10 protein-coding genes and 1 pseudogene are annotated in these 12245 nt (G+C 71.2%); 7 read left to right on the top strand and 4 right to left on the bottom strand.

From position 1 onward, the window contains the following. Positions 1-325: 325 nt before the first annotated feature. The 3 genes and pseudogenes from B0E54_RS32730 to mshA all read right to left on the bottom strand — a co-directional run. Positions 326-751, bottom strand: a pseudogene (locus B0E54_RS32730) (hypothetical protein); the annotation flags it as partial. 913 nt (positions 752-1664) lie between these two features. Continuing rightward, positions 1665-2186, bottom strand: a complete 522-nt coding sequence (locus tag B0E54_RS06475; RefSeq protein WP_234582341.1) for a YbjN domain-containing protein — start codon at positions 2184-2186, stop codon at positions 1665-1667. Between the two features lie 105 nt (positions 2187-2291). Then, complete coding sequence (gene mshA / locus B0E54_RS06470; RefSeq protein WP_234582340.1) at positions 2292-3656, bottom strand: D-inositol-3-phosphate glycosyltransferase; 1365 nt, start codon at positions 3654-3656, stop codon at positions 2292-2294. Between the two features lie 205 nt (positions 3657-3861). On the opposite strand from mshA, the gene B0E54_RS06465 reads away from it, so the two are divergent. Then, the gene (locus B0E54_RS06465; RefSeq protein ID WP_234582339.1) at positions 3862-4626 is read left to right on the top strand and encodes an SDR family oxidoreductase; all 765 of its coding nucleotides are present in this window, start codon (positions 3862-3864) and stop codon (positions 4624-4626) included. Between the two features lie 16 nt (positions 4627-4642). Beyond that, positions 4643-5443, top strand: coding sequence for a class I SAM-dependent methyltransferase (locus B0E54_RS06460; protein ID WP_234582338.1), 801 nt, complete (start codon positions 4643-4645; stop codon positions 5441-5443). A gap of 94 nt (positions 5444-5537) precedes the next feature. Here the strand turns inward: B0E54_RS06460 and B0E54_RS06455 are convergent, their stop codons facing one another. After that, positions 5538-6620, bottom strand: a complete 1083-nt coding sequence (locus tag B0E54_RS06455; protein WP_308195339.1) for a UDP-N-acetylmuramate dehydrogenase — start codon at positions 6618-6620, stop codon at positions 5538-5540. Between the two features lie 69 nt (positions 6621-6689). Between B0E54_RS06455 and B0E54_RS06450 the strand changes: the two genes are divergently transcribed. From B0E54_RS06450 to B0E54_RS06430, 5 genes are all read left to right on the top strand, one after another. Continuing rightward, positions 6690-7451: a maleylpyruvate isomerase family mycothiol-dependent enzyme gene (locus B0E54_RS06450; protein ID WP_234582337.1), complete on the top strand. Its 762-nt coding sequence runs from the start codon at positions 6690-6692 to the stop codon at positions 7449-7451. Positions 7452-7651: 200 nt separating this feature from the next. Continuing rightward, complete coding sequence (locus B0E54_RS06445; RefSeq protein WP_234582336.1) at positions 7652-8959, top strand: ABC transporter substrate-binding protein; 1308 nt, start codon at positions 7652-7654, stop codon at positions 8957-8959. A 73-nt stretch (positions 8960-9032) separates the two neighbouring features. Next, on the top strand, positions 9033-10025 hold the full coding sequence (locus tag B0E54_RS06440; RefSeq protein WP_234582335.1) for a carbohydrate ABC transporter permease: 993 nt from the start codon (positions 9033-9035) through the stop codon (positions 10023-10025). Further along, positions 10022-10855 (top strand): carbohydrate ABC transporter permease, encoded by an 834-nt coding sequence (locus B0E54_RS06435; RefSeq protein ID WP_234582334.1) that lies wholly within the window; start codon positions 10022-10024, stop codon positions 10853-10855. Before B0E54_RS06440 ends, B0E54_RS06435 begins: the two co-directional genes overlap by 4 nt. Continuing rightward, the gene (locus B0E54_RS06430; RefSeq protein WP_234582333.1) at positions 10852-12231 is read left to right on the top strand and encodes a GH1 family beta-glucosidase; all 1380 of its coding nucleotides are present in this window, start codon (positions 10852-10854) and stop codon (positions 12229-12231) included. The genes B0E54_RS06435 and B0E54_RS06430 overlap by 4 nt, the downstream gene beginning before the upstream one ends. Positions 12232-12245 lie beyond the last annotated feature (14 nt).

Raw genomic sequence — 12245 nt, 5'->3', positions numbered from 1 at the left:
GCGCTCGCCGGTGGGGCCGGCGGCGGCGGGCAACACTCACCCCCGTAAGCATCGCCCGCTCGCGCCGCCGGTCCAAACAGGTGGGCACCGTCCCCCAACGGTTGATCCACCCGTCCCCTCGCACCTCGCCTGGTGCGCGGATCTGATTGATCCGCCGCTCCCCCGAACGTTTCCAAGCGTGGCGCGGTGCAATAAAGCTAGTTCGGCCGGATTCTGGATTCAACCCAGATGGGCTGTCTCGCCGGTCACAACTGACGAGTATCCCCAGCTCGCGCCTCGGTCTCTGGCAACAGCCGCGTACCCGTCGGGCATTCCCGCAAACACCTCAGCCGTCCTCACGATCGGGTGACTCCGTCCGGAAGAAGTTGCTCTGCCGGCCGTCACGCATCTGCTCCTGATAGATCAGGTTGAGCCGGCGCAGATCGAACGTGTAGAACCAGTCATCCCAGGTGATCTCGCGAATCCGGCTACTTTCCCGGTATCCGGGGATGTTGAAGGTCAACACTCCGGCCCGACCGTCCCGCTCGGTGCCCGCGATGGTCGCCGGCTTCGCGCCGCGCTCCATCGCCCAACGTCGGATCACCTCGTGATTCGCGGTGATCAGGCTCCGTCCCGGCCGCTCCGGCCGGTCGGCCGTCGACGAGATCACCTGCGAGCTGCGGACCGACCGTCCGCTGCCCCGTCCGGTCCGGATCCCGCCGGCCGTCGTGCCACCGGCCGACGGTCGGCTGGCCGTGGCCCGCTTGGCCGGCGTCGCCCGCTTCGCCGTGGCCCGCTTGGCGGGCGCCGCCCGCTTCGCCGGCGCGGCCTTCGCAGTGGCCCGCTTGGCGGCCGGTCGCGACGGCGCCTTCTTCGCGGGCGCCTTGCGCGCTGGCGCGGTACGCGCGGTCGTCGACGTCCTGCGTGCGGCGGTCGACCTGGCCGCTGTCGTCTTCTTCGCCGCGGCCGTCTTACGGGCCGCCGTCGACGTCCGTGCGCTGGTCGTCCGCTTCGCCGCGGTCGACCTGCTCGCGGCGCTGGTCCGCTTCGCAGCTGTCGTCTTCTTCGCGGGGCTCGTCTTCTTCGCCGCGGCCCGCTTCGCGGGAGCGCTCTTGTTCGCGGGCGCCGCCTTCGCGCGACTCGGTGCCGCCCTCGACGCCGACTTCTTCGTCGCGGCGGCCCGACCGGCCGACGCCCTGGTGCCGGCGGCCCGACCTGCCGGTCCGGTGCTGCGTCGTCCCGCCCCACCGGCGTCGGAACGCATCGAGCGCACCAACTGTTTCACCAGGTCAGGCTTGCGCAACGCGGAGATCCCAGAGACCCCGCGTTTGCGCAACTGCCCGCGGATGTCGTCCACCCGCATCCGGGAGATCTCCGACTCGGAGACCCCGGGAGTAGCCGGGCTCTGGTTGCCGGCCTGCCGTTTGGTCCTGGTCGCAGTCCCGCCGCGACCTGAGCTGTTCCGCTGAGCCATGAAACGCTCCGCTCCTCGACACTCCGTCATCGGCGCGCGGGGGTCCCTCTGCCGCACCGCGCGGTGCGGCATACCCGTCAGGAGCAGTCCGAACCTCCAGCGACGAACCGGCTCGATCCGAAGCGGTCGGACCCCGCCGCAAGCCGGTCACCGGGGGACGCAGCGCCCGTCGGCCTCCGTGGAGCGGGATGGAGCGACGCGGGGTCGGCCGTCAGGCGGGGTCGGTGTCGGGACCCGCGCCGGACGGCTCGAAGAGGTGGGCGAAGGCGGCCAGGTTCGCGGTCGACTCACCGCGCTTGACCCGCCACTCGTACTCGCGCCGGATCGAGCTGCCGAAGCCGATCTCCAGCATCGTGTCGAAGGACTCGTCGGAGTAGGTGAGCACCGAACCGAGCAACCGGTCCAGCTCGTCGGCGTCCACGCCGGCCGGGTTGACCCGCCCGGTCAGGTACACGTCGCCGACCGCGTCGGTGGAGAAGGAGACCCCGTACATCCGGGCGTTGCGCTGCAACAGCCAGGCCCACAGCTCCTCGCGCCGCTCGTCGGGCTGGCGCATGACGAACGCCTCGATCCGCAGGGCGTGCTCACCGACGATCAGGTTGCAGATCGTCTTGAGCTTGTGGGTGCCCGGCAGGGTGACCGCGTACGCGCCGGGCCCGGTCGACTCCCAGGCCAGGTCACGTTCGGCACAGACCGACTCGATCAGAGTCGCAAGATCGCTCTTCGGGCTCACCGGACCCACTCTACGACCGCCCCGGCCCACGTGCCGGATGACGACGAGCCGGCGGACACCCCGACCGGCGTGCGGTCACCACCGGCCGGGCGGCCGGACCCCTGGTCACCAGGAGCAGGAGAGGGCGGGATCCGCGGCCAGGTCGGCGGCGAGGCGGGCCCGGCGGGCGGCGATCGCCTCGCCGTAGACGTCGAGCAGGCCCGAGACCGTGCGGTCCCAGGAGAAGTGCCGGGCGTGCTGCGCGGCGCCGCGGGACAACCTGGCCCGCAGGGCACGGTCCGGCAGGAGGCGGCCCAGGGCGCGGGCCCAGTCCACCGGGTCGTGCCCGTCGATGAGCACCCCACTGGCGTGGTCGCGCACGGCCGTGACCAACCCGCCGACGGCGGCGGCCAGCACCGGCGTACCGCAGGCCTGCGCCTCCAGGGCGACGAGCCCGAAGGATTCGTTGTGCGACGGCACCGCGACCAGATCGGCGGCCCGGTACAGGGCCGGCAGGTCGTCGCCGGTGCGCGGCGGCAGGAAACGGACCCGGTCGGCGACTCCGAGCGTCGCGGCCAGCTCGATCAGGGCGGTCGGCCGGTCCAGCCCACTGCCGCTGGGCCCGCCGCAGATCACCACTGTCACCTCGTCGGCCAGGACCGGATCACGCTGGCGCAGGGCGGCGATCGCGCGGATGAGCACGTCCGGCGCCTTGAGTGGTTGGATCCGACCGACGAAGGCCACCACGTACCCGTCGACCGGCAGACCCAGCCGGCGGCGGGCGGCGCGGGCGGCCACGAACCGGTCGCCCGACGCGGGCCGGAACCGGGCCAGGTCGACGCCCGGCTGTACGACGGAAACCTGGTCGGGGGCGGCGTCGTACCGCTCGACGAGGTCGCGGGCCTCCACCCTGGTGTTGGCGACCAGCCGGTCGGCCTCGGCGACGACCTGCTCCTCGCCGATCACCCGAGCCTTCGGTTCCGGTCGGTCGTCGGCGGCGAGCTGGGCGTTCTTGACCTTCGCCAGGGTGTGCGCGGTGTGCACCAGCGGCACTCCCCAGCGCTCCTTGGCCAGCCAACCGACCTGCCCCGACAACCAGTAGTGGGAGTGGATCAGGTCGTAGTGACCGGGTGGGCGGGACGCCTCGGCGCGCAGCACCCCGGCGGTGAAGGCGCAGAGCTGGCCGGGCAGCTCCTCCTTGGTCAGCCCTTCCAGCGGACCGGAGGTGATGTGCCGGACCTGCACGCCGGGGGCCATCTCGACCACCGGGGGAAGATCACCCGAGGTGGCCCGGGTGAAGATCTCCACCTCGACGTCGGCCTCGGCGAGCCGCCGGGCGACCTCCAGGATGTAGACGTTCATCCCGCCGGCGTCGCCCGTGCCGGGCTGGTGCAGCGGAGAGGTGTGCACGGACAGGGTGGCGATGCGGCGGGGCCGGGGCCACGGTCGGGCACCTCGCTGACGACCGACACCGGTGTGCAGTTCCGCCACGTCCGCTCCTTCAGTCACGGTTAATGCCGTCTCGCACGACCGGCGCTTCTCGGTCAACCTGTACGCCGGATGTCATCTTCCCCATCGGGCTACGGAAATGCGTCGGCGCGGCCGGCCGGGGTGACGGACCTCATCAACCGGCGGCCCGCGCGACGGAGCCCCGCCCGACCGCAGGGCTTCGGACGACCGGGGCGACAATGACGAGATGACCTCTGTCGCCATCGTCACCGGAGCGTCCAGCGGGATCGGAGCAGCCACCGCCCGCCGGCTCGCCGCCGAGGGTTTCCACGTGCTCGCCGCCGCCCGCCGCGCCGAACGGCTCGCCGGCCTGGTCGCCGACATCACCGCCGCCGGCGGGCAGGCCACCGCGGTGACCTGCGACGTCACCTCGGACGAGTCGGTGGCCGGGTTGGCCGAGGCCGCCGCCGGGGCGCCCGGGCCGGTCACTCTCCTGGTGAACAACGCAGGCGGAGCGCGCGGGCTGGACCCGGTGGAGTCCGGCTCGGTCGCCGACTGGCAGTGGATGTACGACGTGAACGTGCTCGGCACCCTGCGGGTCACCCAGGCGCTGCTGCCGGCGCTGGAGGCGTCCGGTTCCGGCACCATCGTGGTGGTCTCCTCCACCGCCGGCCTGACCGTGTACGAGGGCGGCGGCGGCTACACCGCGGCGAAGCACGCGCAGACCGCCATCGCCGGCACGCTCCGCCTGGAGCTGTGCGGCAGGCCGCTGCGGGTCATCGAGATCGACCCCGGAATGGTGAAGACCGAGGAGTTCGGGCTGGTCCGCTTCGAGGGCGACGCCGAGCGGGCGGCCGCCGTCTACGCCGGGGTGCCGGGGCCGCTGGTCGCCGAGGACGTCGCCGACTGCATCGCCTGGTGCGCCACCCGCCCCGAGCACGTCAACATCGACCGGCTGGTGGTCCGGCCACGGGCGCAGGCGGCGCAGCACAAGGTGCACCGGGTCTCCTGAGTCGGGGACCGGACCCATGAGCGGGGCTCCACGACGCCGGCCGCTCGGCGTGGTCACCCGGGGCACGACCAACCCGAACCGGCTGCGCCGGGTGGACAACTGGATCGTCGCTACCTGCGCCGACCGGCTGCGGGCGGCGGTCGATCCGCTGGTGGTGGACCTCGGGTACGGCGCCACGCCGGTGACCGCCGTGGAGTTGCGGGCCCGGCTGGCCGCCGGGGTCCGTCGGGACGTACGCCTGGTCGGGCTGGAGATCGATCCGGCGCGGGTGGCCGCCGCGACGCCGGCCGCCGACCCGCCGGGCCTGACCTTCGCCCGGGGTGGCTTCGAGTTGGCCGGGCTCCGGCCGGTGCTGGTCCGCGCGTTCAACGTCCTGCGCCAGTACGACGAGAGCGAGGTGGCCGACGCCTGGCGCACGATGACCGCCGCGCTCGCTCCGGGTGGGGCGCTCGTCGAGGGCACCTGCGACGAGCTGGGCCGGCTGGCGAGCTGGCTGCTGGTCGACGCGGACGGGCCGCGGACGTTGACCCTGGCCGCGAAGCTCACCACGCTGGGGAGTCCCGCCGAGTTGGCCGAGCGGCTGCCCAAGGCGCTGATCCACCGCAACGTCCCGGGTGAGGCGGTGCACGACCTGATCCGGGCTCTGGACGACGCCTGGCAGGCCGCGGCCCCGTACGCCACCTTCGGCCCCCGCCAGCGCTGGTTGCGGGCCGTGGGCAGGCTGCGGGACGACGGCTGGCCCGTGCGCGACGGCCCGCACCGCTGGCGGCACGGCGAGCTGACCCTCTCCTGGCCCCTCCCGCGCACGCACCCCTGACCCCGCGATCTTGCACTTTCGGTCGGCGCTTTGCCCGATTACGCCCGTTATGACGCGACAGAAACTGCAAGATCGCGGAGCGGTGTGGGGGGGGTTACAGGGCGCAGTTGATCAGGACTGGTTCGGGGTGCAGGGTTACACCGAGGCGGTTGTGCACCGTGTCGCGGATGGTGCTGGCGAGGGCCAGCAGGTCGCTGGTGCTGGCGGTGCCGCTGCGGTTGGTCAGGGCCAGGGTGTGCTTGCTGGAGATGGCCACCCCGCCCTCGCCGGGGTGGCCCTTGGTGAAGCCGGCCTTGTCGATCAGCCAGGCCGCGCTCACCTTGACCAGGCCGTCCGCCCCGGGCCAGGACGGGGGCTCGCCCAGGTCGGCGGAGCGTTCCAGGAGCTGGTCGTACGTCGCCCGGTCGAGCACCGGGTTGGTGAAGAAGGAGCCGACCGAGCGGGTGTCGGGATCGGCGGCGTCGAGCACCATGCCCTTGCCCGCGCGCAGCCGCAGCACCGCAGCCCGCGCGTCGGCCAGCGGCACCCGCTCGCCCACCTCGACTCCGAGCGCCCGGGCCAGCTCGGCGTAGCGCACCGGGCCGGACAGGGGCGAGCGGGTGAGCCGGAAGTCGACCGAGAGCACCACCCAGCGGTCCTGGTACTTGAAGATGCTGCCCCGGTAGGCGAACCCGCATTCGGCCGCGGGGACGACCCGACGGGTGCCGTCGAGCCGGTCGTACACCTCGACGCCGGTGATCGTCTCGGCGACCTCCTGGCCGTACGCGCCGACGTTCTGGATCGGGGTGGCGCCGGTGGAGCCGGGGATGCCAGAGAGGCACTCCAGGCCGGCCCAGCCGTTTCCGATGGTCGCGGCGACCAGGTCGTCCCACGGCTCGCCGGCCTCGACGCGTACGGTGACCGACCCGGCGTCCTCGGTGAGGATCCGCAGGCCACCCGAGCGCACCAGCACGACAGTGCCGGGGAAGCCGGCGTCGCCGATCACCACGTTGCTGCCGCCGGCCAGGACGAGGATCGGCTCGTCCGCGACCTGGACCGCCTGGATGATCTCGTCGGCGCTGGTCGCGGCCACGATCCGCCCGGCCGGCCCGCCCATCCGTAGCGTGGTGTAGCCGGCCAGTGGACCCGGAATGGCACGATCGACTTCGGTTGTCGGCTGGGCGGAGGCGTCTGACACGTCTTTCACCTTAGGCTGATGGGCAGCCGTGGCACCCACTGGTGGTCCGGCACCCCCGGGAGGATGGCGATGAGCAGATTGCAGGGCAGCAAGGACTTCTGGATCGGGGCACTGCGGGCCGAGGGCCCAGCGTTCGCCGCGGCGGTCGCCGAGGCGCCGCCCGAGACACCCGTGCTGTCCTGTCCGGGCTGGACAGTCAATGATCTCACCCTGCACCTCGCGGGCATCTACCACTGGGTTTATTCCTTCGCCGGCTCCGGGAAGAACGAGGTGCCGGCCCGCCGGGACACGTCCGTGGCGCCGCCCTCCGGGCTGAGCGCGCTCCAGCTCTGGCAGCAGGGGTACGACCAGCTGATGACCCTCTTCGACGGGCTCGACCCGGAGGCGCCGGCGTGGAACTGGGCGCCGCAGCCGAAGAAGGCCGGCTTCTGGCCGCGCCGGATGGCGCACGAGACGGCGGTGCACCGCTGGGACGCCCAGCTCGCCATCGCCGCCGGTGAACCGGTCGAGGCCAAGCTCGCCGCCGACGGAGTGAGCGAGGTGCTGGACACCTGGTTGCCGGCCGGCCGGCGGCAGGTGAAGGGCGACTGGCACGGGGTGGTGCAGCTCGCGGCGACGGACGCGGATCAGGAGTGGTATCTGCGGTTGCGCGGCGAGGGGGTGGCGCTGCTCGACACGGCGACCATCTTCGACCACGACGATCACCACGCCCGCGCACAGGTCAGCGGCACCGCGAGCGATCTGCTGCTGGCGCTCTGGGGGCGGGTGAGCTTCGAGACCCTCGACGTCACGGGTGACCGTGTGCTGCTCGACGGCCTGCGTACCGGCTGATTCGACACCGGGCGCGGCCCGGTCGACGTTGACGAGGGCGTCACCCCGACGGGGGTGGCGCCCTCGTCGTGCGTCGGGGTCGCCGACAGATTCGAGAGAGCGCTCTCTTGACAGTGCCCGGAGAACCCTCCACCCTGACGTGAGAGCGCTCTCTTGGCCTTCTGCCACCACCTGACCACCTTGAGAGAGGTCCATATCCGATGGCTGTCTTTCCGCGCCGCCGCCTCGCCGCGGTGGCCCTCGCCGCCACGACCGCCCTGCTCGTCACCGCCGGCTGCGGCGGCGGCGACGACGCCGAGGCGGACGGGCCGATCACGCTGACCGTCGACGTCTTCGGCCAGTTCGGCTACGACCAGCTCTACCAGGAGTACATGGCCGCGCACCCCGACGTGAAGATCGTCGAACGGGGCACCGGCAGCAACCTCGACGAGTACTCGCCGAAGTTGACCCAGTGGCTCGCCGCCGGCCGGGGCGCCGGTGACATCGTGGCCATCGAGGAGGGCCTGCTCGTCGAGTACAAGGCCAACCCCGGCAACTTCGTCAACCTGCTGGACCACGGCGCAGCCGACCTCAAGGGCAACTTCCTCGAATGGAAGTGGAACGCCGGCCTGACCCCCGACGGCAAGCAGCTCATCGGCCTCGGCACCGACGTCGGCGGCATCGCCATGTGCTACCGCAAGGACCTCTTCGAGAAGGCCGGTCTGCCCACCGAACGGGACGCGGTCTCGAAGCTCTGGCCGACCTGGCAGGACTACATCGCCACCGGCGAGAAGTTCGTCGCGGCCAAGACCGGCGCGTCCTTCCTCGACGCGGCCACCAACACGTTCAACACGATCCTGCTGCAGACCGCCGGCAACACCACCGGCTACAGCTACTACGACACCAACGGCAACGTCGTCGTCGACAGCAACCCGGCCGTACGGCAGTCCTGGGACACCACCATGGACATCATCGACTCGGGACTCTCCGGCAAGTACGGCTCGTGGTCCGAGGAGTGGGTGTCCGCCTTCAAGCAGACGAAGTTCGCCACCATCGCCTGCCCCGCCTGGATGACCGGTGTCATCGAGCAGAACTCCGGCCCGGCCGCCAAGGGCAAGTGGGACATCGCCCGGGTGCCCGGCAACGGCGGCAACTGGGGCGGGTCGCACCTCGCCGTGCCCAAGCAGAGCAAGCACCAGGCCGAGGCCATCGAGCTGGCCAAGTTCCTGACCAGCGCCAAGGGCCAGATCGGCGCGTTCAAGGCCAAGGGTCCGCTGCCGTCCTCGCCGCAGGCGCTCGACGACCCGGCGATCGCCGGCTCGACAAACGCGTACTTCTCCGGAGCGCCCGTCGGAGCGATCTTCGGCACCGGCGCGAAGAGCCTCAAGCCGGTCTACATGGGCCCCAAGAACCAGGCCGTCCGCACCGAGGTGGAGAACGCCGTACGGACCGTGGAGCTGGGCCAGCGCAGCCCGACGCAGGGCTGGACGGACGCGGTGACCAACGCGAAGAAGGCCGCCGCCAAGTAGCCCGAGCCAGCGTGCGGGCGGGCTCCTGGGAAACCGGGATCCCGCCCGCGCGACGGAAAGGAGTCCTGAGGGCATGACCGTCCAGCTCGACGCCCGCCCCCCGGTCGCACCGACGGCCGGGCAACCCCGCCGATCCTCGGGTCGGCTCAGCCGGCTCGACACCCGCTTCTCGCCGTACCTCTTCATCGCCCCGTTCTTTTTGATCTTCGGAGTCTTCGGGGCGTACCCGCTGGCGTACACCTTCTGGGTCTCGCTGCACGACTGGGACCTGCTCGGCACCGACCACCCGTTCGTCGGCGCGGAGAACTACACCCGGCTGCTGGCTGACGCCGACTTCTGGCACGCGCTGGTCAACACGATGGGCATCTTCGTCATCTCCACGGTGCCGCAGCTGCTCGCCGCGCTCTGGCTGGCCAACCTCCTGAATCGGGGGCTGCGGGCGCGTACGGGCTGGCGGATGGCGGTGCTCGTTCCCAACGTCACCTCCACCGCCGCCGTGGCGATCGTCTTCGGGGTGCTCTTCGGCCGCGAGTTCGGCATGATCAACTGGCTGCTCGACCTGGTCGGGATGGACGCGATCGACTGGAAGTCCAATCGGATCGCCTCCTGGGTGGCCATCTCCGCCATGGTCGACTGGCGGTGGACCGGCTACAACGCGCTGATCCTCCTGGCCGCGATGCAGGCCATCCCCCGCGACCTGTACGAGGCGGCGGCGATCGACGGCGCGAGCCGCGCCCGGCAGTTCTGGTCGGTCACCGTGCCACTGCTCAAACCGACGATCATCTTCTGCACGATCATCGCCACCATCGGCGGACTGCAACTCTTCACCGAACCCCGGATGTTCAACTCCGGCACCAACCCGATCCGCGGCGGACCGCTGCGCGAGTCGCAGACCCTGACCATGTACATGTTCGAGAACGCCTTCGCCCCGCACTACAACTTCGGGTACGGCTCGGCCGTGGCCTGGCTGCTCTTCGCGCTCATCGCGATCGTCGCGGCGGTCAACGTGCTGATCCTGCGCCGACTCGGCGGCGGGGCCGGCCCTCGAAAAGGAGCAACCCGATGAGCCGGCTCTGGCGGGCGAGCCCGCTCACCTACCTGGCCCTGATATTCGCCGCCGTCCTGTCGATCTTCCCAATCTGGTGGATGTTCGTCATCGCCAGTCGCAGCAACGACGCGATGGGCCAACTGCCACCCCCGGTCACACCCGGCGGCAACCTGGGCGCCAACATCGCCCGCCTGTTCGACAACACCGACGCGTACTTCCTGACCGGGCTGATCAACTCGACGATCGTGGCCACCACGGTCACCGTCTCGGTCGTGTTCTTCTCCAGCCTGGCCGGGTTCGCCTTCGCGAAGCTGCGCTTCCGGGGACGCAACGCGCTGCTGTTGGTGATCATCGCGACGATGATGGTGCCGACGCAGCTCGGCGTGATCCCGCTCTATCTCCTCATGACCAAGTTGCAGTGGAACGACCGGCTGCCCGCGGTGATCGTCCCGGTGCTGGTCACCGGCTTCGGGGTGTTCATGATGCGGCAGTACGCCGGCCAGGCCATCAGCGACGAGCTGATCGAGGCCGCCCGGATGGACGGCTGCGGCACCCCGCGGATCTGGTGGCACGTGGTGCTGCCGGCGCTGCGCCCGGCGGCCGCCGTGCTCGGCCTGCTCACGTTCATGACCACCTGGAACGACTTCCTGTGGCCGTACGCTGTGCTGAACGACCCGGCGAACCCGACCGTTCAGCTCTCCCTGCGAGCGCTGTCCGACGGGTATTACCAGGACATGTCGCAGGTGTTCACCGGGACGGCCATCGCGACGCTGCCCCTGTTGCTGGTCTTCGTGCTGTTTGGCCGCCAGATCATTGGCGGGATCATGGAAGGTGCGGTCAAGGCATGAGTGAACTCCGGTTTCCCGAGCACTTCCTCTGGGGTGCGGCCACCGCCGCGTACCAGATCGAGGGCGCGGCCCGCGACGACGGTCGCGGCCCGTCCATCTGGGACACCTTCTGCCGTACGCCAGGCAAGGTGTACCAGGGCCACACCGGTGACGTCGCCTGCGACCACTACCATCGGTATGCGGACGACGTCGCGCTGATGGCCGAGCTGGGCCTAAGGGCGTACCGGTTCTCGGTCGCCTGGCCCCGGATCCAGCCCGACGGCAGCGGCCCGGTCAACCCGCGCGGGCTGGACTTCTACGACCGGCTCACCGACACACTGCTCGACCGGGGCATCGACCCGATCGTCACCCTCTACCACTGGGACCTGCCGCAGAGCCTGGGCGACCGGGGCGGCTGGACCAACCGGGAGACCGCCGAGCACTTCGCCACGTACGCCACTGCCGTGTACGCCCGCCTCGGCGACCGGATCGACGTCTGGACCACGCTCAACGAGCCGTGGTGCTCGGCCTACCTCGGTTACGGCAACGGGGTGCACGCGCCGGGCGAGCAGGACGGGGCGGCGGCCTTCACCGCCGTACACCATCTGCTGCTCGGGCACGGCCTGGCGGCGCGGGCGCTGCGGGCGGCCGGCGCGCGCAGCGTCGGCATCACCGTCAACCCGGCCGATGTACGCCCGGCGGACCCGCAGAGCGCGGCCGACGCCGCAGCCGTCCGCCTGGTCGACGGCCTGCACAACCGGATCTTCCTGGACCCGCTGCTGGCCGGCGGCTATCCCGACGACGTACGCGAGCACATGGCCCGCATCGTCGAGCCGACGTTCATCCGCGACGGCGACGAGAAGCTGATCGCCGCCCCGATCGACCTGCTCGGCATCAACTACTACGCGCCCACCTACGTCGCCGGCCGCCCCGACGGCGACGGCGACGGCGCCTACCCGGGCACCGAGGGCGCGGTGCACTTCCTGCCGCCGGCCGGGCCGCTCACCGACATGGGCTGGATGATCGAGCCGTCCGGGCTGACCCGGTTGTTGGAGCGGATCGCCACCGACTATCCCGGTGTGCCGCTGTTGATCACCGAGAACGGCGCGGCGTTCCCCGACAAGGCGGGCAGCGACTCGCCGGCCGGGCCGGGCCAGGTGATCGACAACGACCGGATCGCCTACCTCGACGGGCACCTGCGGGCGGCGCACGAGGCGATCTCCCGGGGCGTTGATCTGCGCGGGTATCTCGTATGGTCATTCCTGGACAACTTCGAGTGGGCGGAGGGTTACCGCAAGCGGTTCGGGATCGTGCACGTCGACTACCTGACCCAGCGGCGCACACCGAAGGCCAGCGCCCGGTGGTACCAGGAGGTGATCTCCCGGAACGGGCTGTGACGAGCGGGGGAAAG

It is taken from the genome of Micromonospora sp. MH99, assembly GCF_021442385.1.
GTDB lineage: Bacteria > Actinomycetota > Actinomycetes > Mycobacteriales > Micromonosporaceae > Micromonospora.
Note: the sequence above shows the minus strand (reverse complement) of the source record. Positions and strands in the feature narration are given on the sequence as shown.

What these genes read in the sequence shown, in the direction of transcription:
- B0E54_RS06460 (WP_234582338.1), top strand. Translation starts at nt 4,643, where the DNA reads ATGAGCGGGGCTCCACGACGCCGGCCGCTCGGCGTGGTCACCCGGGGC.
- B0E54_RS06445 (WP_234582336.1), top strand. Translation starts at nt 7,652, where the DNA reads ATGGCTGTCTTTCCGCGCCGCCGCCTCGCCGCGGTGGCCCTCGCCGCC.
- B0E54_RS06430 (WP_234582333.1), top strand. Translation starts at nt 10,852, where the DNA reads ATGAGTGAACTCCGGTTTCCCGAGCACTTCCTCTGGGGTGCGGCCACC.
- B0E54_RS06435 (WP_234582334.1), top strand. Translation starts at nt 10,022, where the DNA reads ATGAGCCGGCTCTGGCGGGCGAGCCCGCTCACCTACCTGGCCCTGATA.
- B0E54_RS06465 (WP_234582339.1), top strand. Translation starts at nt 3,862, where the DNA reads ATGACCTCTGTCGCCATCGTCACCGGAGCGTCCAGCGGGATCGGAGCA.
- B0E54_RS06440 (WP_234582335.1), top strand. Translation starts at nt 9,033, where the DNA reads ATGACCGTCCAGCTCGACGCCCGCCCCCCGGTCGCACCGACGGCCGGG.
- B0E54_RS06450 (WP_234582337.1), top strand. Translation starts at nt 6,690, where the DNA reads ATGAGCAGATTGCAGGGCAGCAAGGACTTCTGGATCGGGGCACTGCGG.